At 58.9% G+C, this 16,389-nt stretch carries 14 protein-coding genes; 9 read left to right on the top strand and 5 right to left on the bottom strand.

Features of this window, described 5'->3' with window-relative positions:
• Positions 1-259 precede the first annotated feature (259 nt).
• The 4 genes from ACL2XM_RS07605 (at position 260) to ddlA (ending at position 5,337) form a co-directional block, all read left to right on the top strand.
• Positions 260-1,330, top strand: coding sequence for a LacI family DNA-binding transcriptional regulator (locus ACL2XM_RS07605; RefSeq protein WP_413723014.1), 1,071 nt, complete (start codon positions 260-262; stop codon positions 1,328-1,330).
• Positions 1,331-1,476: 146 nt separating this feature from the next.
• Positions 1,477-2,508 (top strand): AI-2E family transporter, encoded by a 1,032-nt coding sequence (locus ACL2XM_RS07600; protein WP_413730311.1) that lies wholly within the window; start codon positions 1,477-1,479, stop codon positions 2,506-2,508.
• Positions 2,509-2,655: 147 nt separating this feature from the next.
• Positions 2,656-4,050, top strand: a complete 1,395-nt coding sequence (cycA, locus tag ACL2XM_RS07595) for a D-serine/D-alanine/glycine transporter (RefSeq protein ID WP_413723016.1) — start codon at positions 2,656-2,658, stop codon at positions 4,048-4,050.
• 174 nt (positions 4,051-4,224) lie between these two features.
• The gene (gene ddlA, locus ACL2XM_RS07590; RefSeq protein ID WP_413723017.1) at positions 4,225-5,337 is read left to right on the top strand and encodes a D-alanine--D-alanine ligase; all 1,113 of its coding nucleotides are present in this window, start codon (positions 4,225-4,227) and stop codon (positions 5,335-5,337) included.
• A gap of 33 nt (positions 5,338-5,370) precedes the next feature.
• Here ddlA and yghX read toward each other — a convergent pair whose 3' ends face one another.
• Positions 5,371-6,258, bottom strand: a complete 888-nt coding sequence (gene yghX / locus ACL2XM_RS07585; protein ID WP_413723018.1) for a YghX family hydrolase — start codon at positions 6,256-6,258, stop codon at positions 5,371-5,373.
• A 232-nt stretch (positions 6,259-6,490) separates the two neighbouring features.
• Here yghX and ACL2XM_RS07580 point away from each other — a divergent pair, with 232 nt between their 5' ends.
• The 4 genes from ACL2XM_RS07580 to ACL2XM_RS07565 all read left to right on the top strand — a co-directional run bounded on the left by ACL2XM_RS07580 (position 6,491) and on the right by ACL2XM_RS07565 (position 10,283).
• Positions 6,491-7,987: a UbiD family decarboxylase gene (locus ACL2XM_RS07580; RefSeq protein ID WP_410014724.1), complete on the top strand. Its 1,497-nt coding sequence runs from the start codon at positions 6,491-6,493 to the stop codon at positions 7,985-7,987.
• A gap of 14 nt (positions 7,988-8,001) precedes the next feature.
• Positions 8,002-8,577, top strand: coding sequence for a UbiX family flavin prenyltransferase (locus tag ACL2XM_RS07575; RefSeq protein ID WP_410014723.1), 576 nt, complete (start codon positions 8,002-8,004; stop codon positions 8,575-8,577).
• 33 nt (positions 8,578-8,610) lie between these two features.
• Complete coding sequence (locus tag ACL2XM_RS07570; protein WP_413732675.1) at positions 8,611-9,327, top strand: DUF554 domain-containing protein; 717 nt, start codon at positions 8,611-8,613, stop codon at positions 9,325-9,327.
• A gap of 101 nt (positions 9,328-9,428) precedes the next feature.
• Complete coding sequence (locus ACL2XM_RS07565; protein WP_413732673.1) at positions 9,429-10,283, top strand: LysR family transcriptional regulator; 855 nt, start codon at positions 9,429-9,431, stop codon at positions 10,281-10,283.
• A gap of 105 nt (positions 10,284-10,388) precedes the next feature.
• On the opposite strand, the gene ACL2XM_RS07560 is transcribed toward ACL2XM_RS07565, so the two are convergent.
• Positions 10,389-10,715, bottom strand: coding sequence for an NIPSNAP family protein (locus tag ACL2XM_RS07560; protein WP_410014720.1), 327 nt, complete (start codon positions 10,713-10,715; stop codon positions 10,389-10,391).
• A gap of 243 nt (positions 10,716-10,958) precedes the next feature.
• On the opposite strand from ACL2XM_RS07560, the gene ACL2XM_RS07555 reads away from it, so the two are divergent.
• Complete coding sequence (locus ACL2XM_RS07555; protein ID WP_413723021.1) at positions 10,959-11,759, top strand: inositol monophosphatase family protein; 801 nt, start codon at positions 10,959-10,961, stop codon at positions 11,757-11,759.
• Positions 11,760-11,885: 126 nt separating this feature from the next.
• On the opposite strand, the gene ACL2XM_RS07550 is transcribed toward ACL2XM_RS07555, so the two are convergent.
• The 3 genes from ACL2XM_RS07550 to dmsA are packed head-to-tail and all read right to left on the bottom strand — an operon-like array spanning position 11,886 to position 15,832.
• Positions 11,886-12,746, bottom strand: a complete 861-nt coding sequence (locus ACL2XM_RS07550; RefSeq protein WP_413723022.1) for a DmsC/YnfH family molybdoenzyme membrane anchor subunit — start codon at positions 12,744-12,746, stop codon at positions 11,886-11,888.
• Position 12,747: 1 nt separating this feature from the next.
• The gene (locus ACL2XM_RS07545; RefSeq protein WP_413723023.1) at positions 12,748-13,368 is read right to left on the bottom strand and encodes a DMSO/selenate family reductase complex B subunit; all 621 of its coding nucleotides are present in this window, start codon (positions 13,366-13,368) and stop codon (positions 12,748-12,750) included.
• 10 nt (positions 13,369-13,378) lie between these two features.
• Positions 13,379-15,832: a dimethylsulfoxide reductase subunit A gene (dmsA, locus tag ACL2XM_RS07540; protein WP_413732671.1), complete on the bottom strand. Its 2,454-nt coding sequence runs from the start codon at positions 15,830-15,832 to the stop codon at positions 13,379-13,381.
• Positions 15,833-16,389: the final 557 nt, after the last annotated feature.

Genomic DNA, 16,389 nt, shown 5'->3' with positions numbered 1-16,389 from the left:
CGGGCGCGAGGCGGGAGACGCTGCGCGTTCCGCCGGCTTGCCGTCCATCGGATTACCCTCATTCACACCGCCCGCGTCCAGACGTAAAACGTGACCATCGCCCGACAGTAAAAGAGCCCAAAACGCGGGTCGAGGCCATTTTTTGCAAAGATTTTCATGAGATAGTGAATCCGGCGCCTCTCTGCGCCGGGAGGCCCGGGGACGCTGCCGAAGGCGTTATGAAAATTTTTTCATTTGCTAATTTGAAGGCGATCACAAAATGAAAGGAAAGTTGAAAATCACCGATATCGCCCGGGAAACGGGACTGTCCATCAGTACCGTTTCCCGGGTGCTGGCGGGCAAAGCCAATACCAGTCCCGCGGCCCGGTCCCGCGTACTACAGGCCGCCCGGCTGGAGGGGGTCATGAATAATTTGTCCACCGGCCGGTTGCTGTTGAACAGTTTGCTGGTGTTTGCCCCGCCGCGGGCGTTCGACGTGCGTACCGATATTTTTTATTACAAGGTGATCCAGGGAATAAGCCGGGCGCTGGAGCAGCATGAGGTGCGGCTGCGCTACTGCGCGTTGGACGAGAACGACAGCGACGCCGCCCTGTTCCTCGCCAGGATGAACCAGCCGCAGACGGAAGCGGCGCTGCTGGTCGGCATTGATGATGACCGCATCCATACCCTGGCGGCCGAACTGCATAAACCCTGCGTACTGATTAACTGTTACGATCGCCGCATGCGCCTGCCCTCGGTATCGCCGCATCACCAGCTGATTGGCGAATTTTCCGCCCAATACCTCTTTGAGCAGGGACACCGTAATATCCTGACCCTGCAATGCCTGCGGCGTTACACCATGGAACTGCGTATGAACGGGATACGCGAAGCCTGGCATGCCCATAACCTGCCCTTTGACGAAGAGCGCCATCAGCTGGTGGTGCAAGGGTTCGGTACCGCGGAGTCGGAACGGGCGCTGGGGGATTTTATCCGCCGCTGCCCGCCGGCGCAGCGCCCGAGCGCCATTCTGGCCGGCGGGGATTTTATGGCGGTGGGCGCCGTCAACGCCCTGCGCCAGGCCGGCCTGCGCGTGCCGCAGGATGTGTCGGTGATGAGCATGGACGGTTTTAACCTGGCGGCGATCCATGATATCCCGCTGACGTCGGTGCACGTGCCGCGCGACGAACTGGGCGTGGAGGCCGTCAGGACGCTGCAGCAGCGGCTGTTGTGTCCCGACGCGCCGGTGGGCAATCTGCTGCTGAACGGCACATTGATGATCAGGGATTCCGTGCGCCGCATCCGCGACAATAAAAACCATTCCGCCGTGCAACGCGACGGTTTGTATGATTAACCTTCAGCCGCATTCCCTTTCAATATGAAGTGAAAACCGGTGGACGGCCGTCACGGCAAATGCCGGTTTCCCGCGCTATATTGGCCGGATTCCATGCCGGCGACATGGCGCGGCGGCAACGATGGCGCACTCCGGGAGCACACCGCATGACCCTTCATGATAAACAGCAAATAGCCCTGACTGACGTGTTGCGCCTGCTGGCCTGCGTGGTGATTGTGCTGGCGGGCGTGCATCTGGCCGCCCCGGTTATCGTACCGCTGCTGCTGGCGCTGTTTCTGGCGATTGTCCTGGAGCCGCTGATCGGCCTGATGACACGCCTGGGCCTGCCGCGGCTGGCGGGGGTGGCGCTGCTGAGCGGCGGCCTGCTCATCGCGCTGCTGTTCACGTTGCTCAACATCATGGACGCCCTGCCGGAACTCAACCAGATGAGCAGCCAGGCGGGCGGCCTGCTGTCCGGTCCCCTGTCCGCCGGACTGGCCCCGCTGGCGCGCGCCGGGGTCACGCTGACGCCGGACGACGTCATGACCTATCTCGACCCGGGCCAGCTGCTGCGGATGGCCACCCGTACCCTCGGCCGGATTTCGGACATTCTGTCGACGGTACTGGTGGTGTTCCTGATGGTGCTGTTTATGCTTATCGAAGTGCCCGCCCTGGTGGCGAAAAGCCAGCGCCTGCTGCACGCCTCATCGCCGGGCATGGCGGCCATGCGCCAGGGCATCGGCTTCGTCAGTCATTACCTGGCGATAAAAACGCTCTCCAGCCTGGTCAGCGGCCTGATTATCTGGGGCGCCCTCCTGCTGCTGCAGGTCAAGTTCGCCTTTATCTGGGGCGCGCTGGCCTGCCTGCTGAATTTTATCCCGGTCATCGGCTCGGTGCTGGCCGCGATACCGCCGGTCATCCAGGCGTTTATCTTTAACGGCGCCGGCGCGGGCGCGGCGGTGCTGATGGTGTTCCTGGCGCTGAACCTGCTGTTGGGATGCATGCTGGAGCCCTACATCATCGGACGTAAGCTGGATATGACCACCAGCACCGTGATCATCTCCCTGGTGGTATGGGACGGACTGCTGGGCATGACCGGCGTGCTGCTGGCGGTGCCGCTGACCCTGTCGGTTAAACTGGCGCTGGAACAGACCCGCGGCGGCCGTAAACTGGCCTTTATGATGGGTGCGAAGCGCTGAGCCGGTCAAAAGCCCCCGGCGCCGCAATAAAAAACCATTACCCCCCCGCCTCATTATTACTTTATCTTATGCCCCGCGAAACGGTTCCCCTTTCACAGCTATCGGCCGGCAGAGCCGACACAACATCACTGACAGGAATAGGTCTATATGGTTGAACATTCTACACAGAGCCCGGCAACGCAAGCGCCTGCGGATACGCTGCAACGCAGCCTGAATAACCGCCATATCCAGCTGATCGCCATCGGCGGCGCCATTGGCACCGGCCTGTTTATGGGTTCCGGCAAAACCATCAGCCTGGCCGGGCCCTCGATCATTTTCGTTTATCTGATTATCGGTTTTATGCTGTTTTTCGTGATGCGCGCGATGGGCGAGCTGCTGCTCTCCAACCTGGCCTATAAATCTTTCAGCGATTTCGCCGCCGACCTGCTCGGCCCCTGGGCGGGTTACTTTACCGGCTGGACCTACTGGTTCTGCTGGGTGGTGACCGGCATTGCCGACGTGGTGGCCATCAGCGCCTATTTTCAGCTGTGGTTTCCCGGCTTCTCCATCTGGATGAGCGCCCTGCTGTGCGTCGCGGTGTTCTTTTCGCTGAATATCGCCACCGTGCGGCTGTTCGGCGAGCTGGAATTCTGGTTCGCCCTGGTCAAGATCATCGCCATCGTCGCCCTGATCGCGGCCGGCGCGCTGCTGGCGGCGATGCACTACCACTCGCCCGCCGGCGGCACGGCATCCATTGCGAATCTCTGGCAGCACGGCGGCCTGTTTCCCAAAGGTCTCGACGGTTTTTTCGCCGGGTTCCAAATTGCGGTATTCGCCTTTGTCGGGATTGAACTGGTCGGCACCACCGCGGCGGAAACCCGCGACCCCCACACCGTATTGCCGCGCGCCATCAACGCCATCCCCCTGCGGGTGATTATGTTTTACGTGCTGGCGCTGATGGCCATTATGGCGGTAACGCCCTGGGACAGCGTGGCGCCGGACCACAGCCCGTTTGTGTCGATGTTTATGCTGACCGGCCTGCCCGCCGCCGCCAGCGTGGTGAATTTTGTGGTGCTCACCTCCGCGGCCTCCTCGGCCAACAGCGGCATGTTTTCCACCAGCCGCATGCTGTACGGCCTGGCGGAACAGGGCGTGGCCCACCGGCGTTTCGCGCTGCTATCGCGTCGCGCCGTGCCGACCAACGGCCTGGTGTTCTCCTGCCTGTGCCTGCTTATCGGCGTGGCGCTGATCTACCTGATCCCGAACGTGATGACGGTATTTACCCTGGTGACCACGGTATCCGCCATTCTGTTTATGTTTGTCTGGACCATTATTCTCTGCTCTTACCTGGCCTATCGGAAACGGTATCCCGAGCGCCATCGGCAGTCGCGCTTTAAAATGCCGCTGGGCAAGGTGATGTGCTGGGTTTGCATGGCCTTCTTCCTGTTTGTGCTGGTGTTGCTGACGCTGCAGGAGGATACCCGCGCGGCGCTGATGGTCACGCCGCTGTGGTTTATTCTTCTCGCCGCCGGCTGGCGGCTGCGCGGCAAAAATGCGGCCTGAGGCCAGGGCGCCGTCAGCGGTTGCCCGGCGGCCCCGGCGCCGGCATCTGGCGCAAGGTGCGGCATCGGTGATAATGTGGTCGGACGGGACGGCAACACCCATGGGTTTGCCGGCGCACGCCAGCCAGACGACAGTGGCCTGCCAATAAAAGCAGGCAACCATAAGGATCAACAGATGAAAAAGATTCGGGTAGGCGTCATTTTTGGCGGGAAATCGGCCGAGCATGAGGTCTCTTTGCAATCGGCGAAAAACATTGTTGACAATATCGACCGTGAAAAATTTGATGTGACCCTGTTGGGCATCGATAAACAGGGCATCTGGCACGTTAACGATGCCTCGGATTACCTGCTCCATCAGGACAATCCGGCCCGTATCGCCCTGAACCCGTCCCATACCGGCGTGGCGCTGGTGCCCGGACAGGCGAGCCATCAGCTTATCGAAAGCCGTAACGCCAGCGCGCTGGCGCAGATGGACGTGATTTTTCCCATTGTCCACGGCACGCTCGGCGAGGACGGCTCGTTACAGGGCCTGCTGCGCATGGCCAATATTCCGTTTGTCGGCAGCGGCGTGCTGGGATCGGCGCTCTGCATGGATAAAGACATCGCCAAACGTCTGCTGCGCGATGCCGGCCTGCCGGTGGCGCCATTTGTGACCCTGACCCGGGCCAATAGCGCCAGCCATGATTTCGCCTCGGTCAGCGCCCGGCTCGGGCTGCCGCTGTTTATCAAGCCGGCCAACCAGGGATCCTCCATCGGCGTCAGCAAAGTGGCCGACGAAGCCGGATTCAACCACGCGGTGCAACTGGCATTCCGCTATGACCATAAGGTGGTGGTGGAGGCGGCCATTACCGGGCGCGAGATCGAATGCGCGGTATTGGGCAATGACCAGCCGCAGGCCAGCGGCTGCGGAGAAATTATTCTCAGCGACGCGTTTTACAGTTACGAAACCAAATATATCAACGAACAGGGCGCGACGGTGGCGATCCCCGCCGATATCCCCGCCCTGGTCAACGAGCGCATCCGCGCCATGGCCGTCAAGGCCTACCAGGCGCTGGAGTGCCAGGGCATGGCCCGGGTGGACCTGTTCCTCACCGCCGCCGGCGACGCCATTGTCAACGAAGTCAATACCCTGCCCGGCTTTACCAATATCAGCATGTACCCGAAATTATGGCAGGCGAGCGGCATCGGCTATGCCGAGCTTATCACCCGGTTGATCACGCTGGCGCTCGAACGCCATCAGCAGGATAACCAGCTGAAAAGCACCCACCTCGACGCCCCCGGAGCTTAAGAGGCCGCTGGCGCGGCATCAGGCCCGCCGCGGTTACGCCAGATAACGCCGGAACCAGGCGATGGTGCGTTGCCAGGCGAGATCGGCGGCCGCCTGGTCATAGCGCGGCGTGGAATCGTTATGGAATCCGTGGTTCACGCCGGGGTAAATATAGGCCTCATAGGTCTTGCCGGCGTCTTTCAGCGCCGTCTCATAAGCGGGCCAGCCCGAGGTAATGGGGGTATCGAGCCCGGCATAATGCAAGAGCAGCGGCGCCTTGATGCGCGGCACGTCCTCCGGTTTCGGCTGCCGGCCGTAAAAAGGCACGGCGGCGCCAAGCTCGGGATAGGCCACGGCCGCCGCGTTGGCCACCCCGCCGCCGTAGCAAAAACCGGTGATGCCCACCTTGCCGTTGGTTTGCCCGCGCCCCATCAGATACTCAATGGCGGCGAAAAAATCATTCATCAGTTTGGTGGGATCCACCTGCTGCTGCAGTTCGCGGCCTTTGTCGTCATTGCCGGGATAACCGCCGACGGAGCTGAGTCCATCGGGGGCGAGGGCCACGAATCCCGCCTTGGCGACGCGCCTGGCCACATCCTCGATATACGGATTGAGCCCGCGGTTCTCATGTACCACCACCACCCCCGCCACCGGCTCCCTGGCCGCCGCGGGACGCACCCGGTAAGCGCGCACCTGGCCGTGGCCGTTGGGCGACGGGTAGGTAATATATTCCGCGGCGATATCCGGGTCGGTAAATTCAACCTGCTGGGCAAGGGCATAATTGGGGCTGAGCAAGGACAGTATGCCGGCGGCGGTCAAACCGCCGACGGCGAAGTGCGCCGCCTTGACCAGGAATTGACGCTTGGTGATCTTGCCATGGACGTAATAGTCATACAGCTCAAGCAGCTGCGGATCAAAATCGTTAGCGGTAAGACGGGTCATGATATCGCTCCTTTCATCCTGGACACGAATTAATCTAGCAGATCCGCAACCGCAAACGAAACGGGTTTCCGCGGTCATGGCGGGAGAGCGGGAAATACGCTGCGGCGTGTTTTTTCATGAGCTTATCTAAACCAAAAAGGTTTACCGGCTGAATATAAACGGTACTTTATCCATTACGTGGCCGGGGATATAGTCTTCGCAGGATGTATATCACTGTCTTTTCGGAGGAAAAATGTCAGAACAGAACCCTAACACCGATCGGCAACCCGTACAGGATCTCCGGTCGGCCATCGCCCTGCTGGAAACGATTGCCGGTGAATTCGTCAGCACCGATGTCGAGGTCGATCCCGAGGCTGAATTATCCGGCGTCTATCGCTACGTCGGCGCGGGCGGCACCTGCCAGCGCCCGACACGCAAAGGGCCGGCGATGATGTTCAATACCATTAAGGGATTCCCCGGCGTGCGCGTGGTGACCGGCCTGATGTCTACCCGCGAACGCGTGGGCCATCTGCTTAACTGCGCACCGGAAAGATTAGGTTTCCTGTTAAAGGAATCGGTAGCCAACGCCATAGCGCCGGTCGTGGTCGGCAAGGAAAAGGCGGTATGCCAGGAAGTGGTCCATCTCGCCTCGGATCCGGCGTTTGACCTGCGGACATTATTACCGGCGCCGACCAATACCGAAGAGGATGCCGGCCCGTATTTCACCATGGGGTTATGCTACGCCTCCGACCCGGAAACCAAACAATCCGATATCACCATTCATCGTCTTTGCATTCAAAGCCGCGACGAACTGTCCATGTGGCTGACGCCAGGCCGGCATATCGACGCCTTCCGTGAAAAAGCCGAACGGCTGGGACAGGCGCTGCCGATTTCCATCAGCATCGGCGTCGATCCCGCCATCGAAATCGCCGCCTGCTTCGAGCCGCCCACCACCCCGCTTGGCTTTAACGAACTCAGTATCGCCGGCGCGCTGCGCGGCAAAGCCGTCGAGCTGGTCAATTGCCTGACCATCGACGAGCGCGCCATCGCGCACGCCGAAATTGTTATCGAAGGCGAACTGTTGCCCAACGTACGCGTGCGGGAAGACCAGAACACCCATACCGGTAAAGCCATGCCCGAATTCCCCGGTTATACCGGCGAAGCCAAGGCGGCGCTGCCGGTTATCAAGGTCAAGGCGGTCACCTACCGAAAACACCCGATCCTGCAAACCACCCTCGGTCCCAGCGGCGAGCATGTCAGCATGGCGGGCATTCCCACCGAGGCCAGTATCCTGGATATGATTGAACGGGCCATGCCGGGGCGGGTGCTGAACGTGCATGCCCACACCTCCGGCGGCGGCAAGCTGCTGGCGGTGCTGCAATGCAAAAAAGCCTCGCCGGTTGACGAAGGCCGGCAACGGCAGGCGGCGCTGCTGGCCTTCGCCGCGTTTTCGGAACTCAAGCACGTCATCCTGGTCGATGAGGATGTCGATATCTTTGATACCGACGATATCCTGTGGGCGATGCAGACCCGCTATCAGGGCGACGTCGATACCATCTTTATCCCCGGCGTGCGTTGCCACCCCCTGGACCCGTCGCAGGTGCCGGAATACAGCCCGAGCATTTCGCAGCAGGGCGTATCCTGTAAAACCATTTTTGACTGCACGGTACCCTTTCATCTGAAATCGCACTTTGTCCGTTCCAAATTCAAAAAAGTCGACGTGCGGAAATTTCTGCCTGATTTTAAATAAACCGAGTTGTTAAGATGAGTAAGCGGCGCATTATCGTAGGCATCAGCGGGGCTTCCGGGTTCCAGTACGGCATGAAAGTGCTGGAGCTGCTACATGAACAGGATATTGAAGTGCATCTGGTCATCAGCAAAGGAGCGGAAGCCACCAGGGCGCTCGAAACGACCTATGAGCGCCAGGAGGTGGTGAAACTGGCGGATGAAGTGCACAGCGTAACCAATCTGGGCGCCGCGATAGCCAGCGGCTCGTTTACAACGCTCGGCATGATAATCGCGCCCTGTTCAATGAACAGTCTCGCCGCGATTGCCCATGGACTGGCCGGCAATCTTCTGACCCGGGCCGCCGATGTGATTTTAAAAGAGCGGCGCAGGCTGGTGCTGATGGTCAGGGAAACCCCCCTGCATCTTACCCATCTGAAAAACATGCAATCGGTAACGGAAATGGGCGGGATAATATTCCCTCCCGTTCCCGCCTTTTACCAGGCCCCGCAAAGCGTGGACGATATCGTCCGTCACAGCGCCGCCCGCGCGCTGGATTTATTCGGTCTGGACGTCGGCAATCTTAAACGCTGGGGCGAAATCCCGCGCGGCTGATGCGGAAATAGTCTTCATTCTAAGGAATAATTGATGTTAATTGGTCCATTCGTCAACGGCTGCGCCGTTTTGGCGGGCGGTATTGTCGGCGCATTTTTTAGCGACAAAATCCCCGAGCGGCTGCGCATTGCCTTACCGCTGACCTTCGGTCTCTCCTCCATGGGGCTGGGTATCGCGCTTATTGTCAAAATCCACAGCCTGCCGGTGGTGATATTATCGCTTATCGTGGGCGCGGCCATCGGCGAGCTGGTTTATCTGGAAAGACGTATCGGCATGATGGGTAATATCGCCAAAGGCATTGCCAATCGTTTTTCAGCGGATGACGGCAAGCTGGATCCGGCGGTATTCACCGAAAAATTCGTGGCGATCCTGGTGCTGTTTTGCGCCAGCGGCACCGGTATTATCGGCGCCATGACCGAAGGCATGACTCACGACGCCAATATCCTGTTCGTTAAATCCATCATGGATATATTCACCGCGGCGATTTTCGCCACCGTGCTGGGTTACGCCGTCGCCCTGATTGCCGTGCCGCAGTTAGTTATCCAGCTGTGCATCGCCTCGGCCGCCGTGCTGATTATGCCGCACACCACCCCTGAAATGATGGGCGACTTTACCGCCGCCGGCGGATTTATCATGCTGGCCACCGGGTTTCGTATTGCCGGCATTAAATCGTTCCCGGTGGGAAATCTCTTACCGGCGCTGGTGCTGGTGCTGCCCATTTCCCATTTCTGGACCCTGTTTATTCACTGATCGCCAGGCCATCCCCTTGACACAAATACCGCGGCCCATCTTAGCGGTACCGGGATTTACTGTTATGCTGTGCTCACGTCAGGGGGCACCGGGAGAGTGGAATGGACCTGAAAAGGCTGCGGTATTTTTGCGCTATCGCCGAGCAGGGATCGATCAGCAAGGCGGCCAAGCTGCTGAATATCGCCCAACCGCCGCTGGGCAAAAGGCTGCACGAGCTGGAGGCGGAAATCGGTTCGCCGCTGTTTATCCGCACCCCGAAAAAAATGCTGCTCACCGAGGCGGGCACCTTTCTTTACCGCCATTCCTGCGAGGTGTTAAGCCAGGTTAACGCGCTGAAAAAACAGACCATCGCTATCGCCACCCGGCAAAAAAGAGTGGTCAAAATCGGCGTATCCTATTTGTATTTGCGTTATTTTAACCAAACCCTGCTGGATTTTTACCAGCGGCAGCCTGACTGGGATATTAACGTACTGGTCTCAGATTCCAGCCATCTTGAAGCGTTATTGGCGCAAAAGGCGCTGGATATCGCGCTGATCCAAAGCCCAAGGGAATGCAGCTCTTTTTATGTACGCGAACTGGCGCCGGTAAAACTTATCGCCGTATTATCAGCCTCATTTTCCCGCCCGTTCGCCGGCAAGCGCGTTAATTTATCCGACATCGGCAAGCTGCCGCTGATATTGCATCACCGTATCGACGGCGAGGGAACCTATGAATTCTTGCTGAATAAACTCTACGCGGAGATTGAGGAAGTGAATATCCTGATGAAGGTATCCGAGCCGCGGCTGATTCTGGATCTGCTCAATGCGGGTCTGGAGGGCGCGGCGTTTATACCTGATTCAGAGTTTGTACCCAGCCGGGACGGACATTATTTCTCCTTCGACATCATCCAGGATATCCAAATCTATCAACCCGCTATCGTCACACTGAATACCGCCAAAAATTCTCTTATTCCCTGATTCTTTATAGCGCTCACCGCCGCCGGCAATCATTTCCGCGGCCAGCCCGGCACGGACAGCATAAACTGCGCATGTTAATCCGCACCGGACCGGAGTGTCGTCTTGTCAGCGAAGAGCGGAAAAGTCCGTCGGCGTTAAAAAGGAATTTTCAATACGTTCGACAATAGGTTTATCCGCCTCGCTGGCCGTACGCTTGGCTATCCACGCCGTATCCGCCTGGAAGGCGCTCCAGCGGACCTCGCGATCGGCCAGGCTGTCCCACTTCAGCAAATAGGTCAGGCTATGGTTGCTGGGGCCGATGAGGGTGGTCCAGAAACCTATCGGCTCGATACCGTACTGGGCAAATAATGCCAGCGTGGTATTCCGGAAGCGGTCCTGAAGTGCCGGCAGGCGGCCGGGAAGGCAATGATAAACACGCATCTCAACAATCATGTATTTTCTCCGTTAGAGGGGTTTCCCCGGCGGCGGTAGCGGGTAGCGCCGGCGAATCGCAACCGGGGATGACATCATCGGGCAAATGCGCCGGCCGGTAAAGGGTCAGGACGTCCCGCGGGTCATATTGCCGTCATCTGGATGTGCTGTGATGCGCCTGCGTATATCATCATTGCTGCCAGCCCCGCCGCCCGGCAAGGGCCGGTAGACGACGAGAGACGAGATAATAATATTGAGGCGGAAATGGACATAGTCACTCAGCAGGATATTGACGAACGCTACCGTTTTGCCTGTGAACTGGCGAAAACCGGCGCCCGCCGCGCGTTTGCCTTTTATCAGCAGCGCCACCGGCTGGACGTGGAGCATAAGGGCGGGGATTTGCAGGATGTGGTCAGCATTGCCGACCGCGCCGTGGAGGCCCTTATCCACCAGGCCATCACCGCCAGGTTCCCGCAGGATGGCTTTCTCGGCGAGGAAACCGGCGGCGGCCAAACCGCGTCTTGTACCTGGGTGGTCGATCCGATAGACGGCACCAGCGCTTTTCTCAACGGACTGCATACCTGGTGCGTTGCCATCGGGGTGGTTATCCAGGGCGAACCCATCATCGGCGTGGTCTGCGATCCCAACCACGATGAAATCTTCCACGCCTGCGCCGGCAAAGGCGCCTTTGTCAACGATACGCCGCTGCGGGTACACGGCGGCCAAGCGGTGCGCGACGGCCTGGTGGGCGTGGGGACCTCGGGCCGGGTCGCCCCCGGGGTGTTTACGCCTTTTATCGGCAACCTGCTGCGCGCCGGCGGCATGTTTATCCGCAACGGGTCCGGCGCGTTGATGACGTCCTATGTGGCGGCCGGCCGGCTGATCGGCTATTACGAACCCCATATGAACGCCTGGGACAGCCTGCCGGGCATCGTTATGGTGCGCGAGGCCGGCGGCGTGACGAATGATTTTATGCATAACCAGGGGTTGATGAACGGTAATGCGGTGCTGATGGCCAATCCGGCCGTTTATCGGCAATTGCTGGCGCTTATTGATCAGTCCTGAGGCGATGGGCGCCAGCGCGGCACGCCCAGCTCATGAAACGGGTATCGGCGATGACGGCCTAAGGGTAGCGTGCGCATTCGCCTGGCCGGGAATGCAGCACCCCGGCCGAATAAGCCGTTTTGCACGCTAACCGGCAACAGCCATGCCGACGGTCATATGCAATCCATAAAATACCCCGCGGGCCACCAGTTCTCCCGCCACCACCAAGGCAAAACCCAGCGCCAGACCGGCGACGCCGCTGTTGACGCGCCGCAGCATCGGCCAGACCCAGCAGCCCAGGCCAAGGACGACCAGCGCCAGCCGCAGCGCCATCAGTTCGCCGTACCAGGGCACCAGCGCGGCGGACTGCTGCACTGAACTCTGTATTGCCGCCAGTCCGGCCGCCTGCATGACGGCAGCCCCCATACTGACAAGCAACGCCGCGATGCTAAGCGTAACCAGCATCCGGCGGCGGCGGATCTCGATCCCGGCGGCCCGCAGCAATAGCGCGCCCAGCAGCGGCCCGCCGATGAGCACCGTCAGAAAGAAATTCAGCGCGGTATAGCCGTTATTCCAGGTGGGTACGGTATCAATCCGGTAAACCCGGGTCATGGCATAGACAAATACCAGGCCCAGCGCCATGGCAAGACCCAGCCACGCCTTGCCCAGCGCGCGCGGCATCCTGCCGGTCACCGTCAGCAGCCAGTAGAGGCCGCCCGCGGCGAAAAACAGCGACCCGGCGGCGATTTCATTACTGAGTCCCGACGAACCCAGCCGATTGAGCGAATTAAGCGCCCGCAGCGGCGTGCCCAGGTGCAGCACCGACGCCAGAAACGCCAGGCCCATCAGCAGCCAGAGAACGCTCATCCAGCGATGCAGCCGCAGATGCTGCCCGGCATCGTAATGGCCGGCCATCCGCGCCAGCCCCATGACGATAAACCCGCCCACCACACACTGCCCCAGCACCGTAAACCAAATCAGGGGCCATTCCTGCCATCCCGTACCCATATTACACCTCCCTCGGATTAGCCAGATAGCCGGTGGTATCGTCGCAAGGACGGCTATTGGCGTTAGGCTTAAGCACAATGTTAGGCTTGGTGTAGCGAGCCTGCGGCAACGGCGCCAGCTGAGCCAGCGTACCGTGTTGCCGGCGCAGATCCTCAATGGGACCGAAGTCGAGCGCCCGCAAGGGACAGGATTCGACACAGACCGGTTTCAGACCGACGGCCAAACGCTCCTGGCAGCCATCGCACTTGGTCATATGCCCTTTCGCCTCATTATACTGCGGCGCGCCGTAGGGACAGGCCATGGCGCAGTAGCGGCAGCCGATGCAGACATCCTCGTTAACCACCACCAGGCCGTCATCGCGCTTATGCATGGCCCCGCTCGGGCAGACCTTGACGCAGGCCGGATCCTCGCAATGATTACAGGCAATGGAGAGATAATAGCTAAAGACGTTCTGCTGCCAGCTGCCGTCCGCTTCCTGCCGCCATGTGCCGCCGGCATATTCATAAATGCGGCGAAAACTGACGTCCGGCGCCAGATTTTTATAGTCTTTGCAGGCCATTTCGCAGGTCTTGCAGCCGGTGCAACGACTTGAATCAATATAAAATCCATATTGTGTCGACATGGACTACTCCTTAAAGTCGGACAACTTCCACCAAATTGGTATGCGAAGGATTACCCTTGGCCAGCGGAGAAGGGCGCTGCGTGGTCAGCACGTTAATGCTGCCGGCATGGTCGATACGATTCCCGTCCGGCGCATACCAGGCGCCCTCGCCCAAACCCACTACCCCGGGCATCATGCGCGGCGTGACTCTGGCATTGATCCTCACCTCACCCCGGTCGTTGAATATGCGGATAATGTCGCCGTCTTTGATGCCGCGCGCTTGCGCATCAAGGGGATTTATCCAGATTTCCTGCGGGTTCGCGGCCTTTAAAATAGCGATATTGCCGTAGGTTGAATGAGTGCGCGCCTTGTAATGAAACCCGGTCAGCTGCAAGGGGTATTTTTTATTCAGCGCATCATCGTAGTTTTCAAAACCCGGGCTATAGACGGGCAGCGGGTTGATTTCATCGCCGGGGGACAGTTGCCAGGTAGCCGCCAGCGTTGCCAGCGCGGCGGAATAGATTTCAATTTTACCAGAGGGCGTGGTGAGCGGATTGGCCGCCGGATCGGCGCGAAAGGCTTTATAAGCCACGAAATGGCCGTCCGGATCGCGCTGCTTGAATATGCCCTGGGCCTGGAGCTGTTCAAATTCCGGCAGCGCCGGAACGGCCAGCCGCGACTGCTGATAAAGATAACGCAGCCACTCTTCCTGCGTGCGCCCTTCGGTAAACTGCTGCTCGACCCCCATGCGGCGGGCGATTTCGCTGGTCATATCGTAGATATTCTTGCACTCGAACCGCGGCTTGATAGCCTGGCTGGCAAAAATCACGTACCCCATATCACCGCTTGACGCGTCCAGACAAAAATCCATTTGCTCCGACGCCGTACAGTCCGGCAGCACCAGATCGGCATATTGGGCCGACGAGGTCATATGGTTATCGATCACCACAATCATCTCGCATTTCTTGTCATCCTGCAGGATGTCATGGGTACGGTTGATGTCGGAATGTTGATTGATCAGGCAGTTGCCGGCGTAATTCCAGATAAATTTTATCGGGACGTCAAGCTTGTCCTTGCCGCGTACCCCGTCGCGGGTCGCGGTCATCTCGGTGGCGCGCACGATGGCATCGGTCCATAAGAACATGGAAATACTGGTTTTTACCGGGTTTTCCAGCGTCGGCATACGGACAAAGGGGATTTCATAGGACCCTTCGCGGGCGCCGCTGTTGCCGCCGCTGATGCCGACATTGCCGGTCAGGATGGCCAGCATCGCGATGGCGCGGGTGGTCGTCTCGCCGTTGGCGTGGCGCTGCGGCCCCCACCCCTGGCAGATATAGGCCGGCTTGGCGCTGCCGATTTCCCGCGCCAGCTGGATGATGCGCGCGGCGGGGATGCCGGTGATGGCGGCGCCCCAGGCCGGGGTCTTCGCCGTCCCGTCCTGGCCTTGGCCCAGGATATAGGCTTTATAATGGCCATTGGCCGGCGCGTCGGCAGGCAGTGTTTTTTCGTCATAACCGACGCAGTATTTATCCAGGAAGGGCTGGTCCACCAGGTTTTCGCTAATAAGCACATAAGCCAGCGCAGAAGCCAGCGCGGCGTCCGTGCCCGGCCGGATGGGCAGCCACTCGTCTTCGCGGCCGGCGGCGGTATCGGTATACCGGGGATCGATAACCACCATCCGGGTATTGGACTGCTCGCGCGCCTGCTCCAGCAAATAGGTCACCCCGCCGCCGCTCATACGGGTTTCACCGGGATTATTGCCGAACATCACCACCAGCTTGCTATTAACGATATCGGTCGGGCTGTTGCCTTCCGCCCAGCCGCCGTAGGTATAGTTCAATCCCGCCGCGATTTGCGCCGAACTGTAGTCACCATAATGGTTCAGATAGCCGCCGCAGCAGTTCATCAGGCGGGCAATCAGCGTTTTCCCCGGCGGCCAGGAGCGGGTCATGGTGCCGCCGAGCGTGCCGGTGCCGTAATTCAGGTAAATGGCCTCGTTGCCATAATCCTTAATAATGCGCTTAAGGTTAGCGCTGATTAAACCGAACGCCTCGTCCCAGCTGATGCGTTTAAATTTGCCTTCGCCACGTTGCCCTACCCGCAGCATCGGGTATTTCAGCCGATCGGGATTATAGACCCGGCGTCGCATCGACCGCCCGCGCAGGCAGGCGCGTACCTGGTGCAGATCCCCATACACGTCATTGCCGGTATTATCGGTTTCCACATATGTGATTTCGCCATCGGCCACATGCATGCGCAGCGGACAACGGCTGCCGCAGTTTACCGTACAGGCGCTCCAGACGATTTTTTCAGCGGCGGGGGACGGGGGTAGGGTTGCCGGATCTCCGTCGGCCCGGGCCTGGCGGCTGAACGGCAGCGACACGCCGCCGGCGGCCAGCGCCAGTCCGCACACTGCGCTATCCTTCACCAGATTTCGCCGGGTTAGGGGGATATTTAGTAAAGTATTATTATTTTTGCTTTTCATGATAATTCACCCTGAAGATCTCAAATCCCTGTTTAACGATGACATCAATCCGGAACAGTCTCGCCACGCATAAAATGCTACCGAACACAGAAAGCGCGGCGGAAATTCATTGCGGCATAATCATCCTCGCAATGAGATTACCCTTAGGATAGACAGGGGTATTGTCCGGCATCAATAAAACCGATATATATAATTTTATATAACACTTCTTGAATTAATTAATACTTAAAATTCAATTAGTTATTTATTAAATCCCTCTTTGGATTTAAATAATATTGATTCATTAAAGAATTAAAATATGAGTTTGCGCACAGATTTTCGCCCTATTGACCGTACAACGGGGAGAATAAAGACGTTCTTTCTCCCCATGGCGAAAAATATCGCCGGCGCACCCGGCCCGCCATAAGCGAAATAAAGAATAAAACGACCCGCCAGATTTTTAAAAAAACAAGTCCGTTATGGGTATAACGCCCTCCCCCTGGCGATAAAATATAAATACTAATCACTCGCATGTTATTTCGCATTACGAAGCACGACGGATGATCATCGCCGGTTGC

It is taken from the genome of Sodalis sp. RH20 (assembly GCF_047324205.1).
Classification (GTDB): Bacteria; Pseudomonadota; Gammaproteobacteria; order Enterobacterales; family Enterobacteriaceae; genus Acerihabitans.
This window is presented reverse-complemented; position numbering and strand designations above follow the sequence as displayed.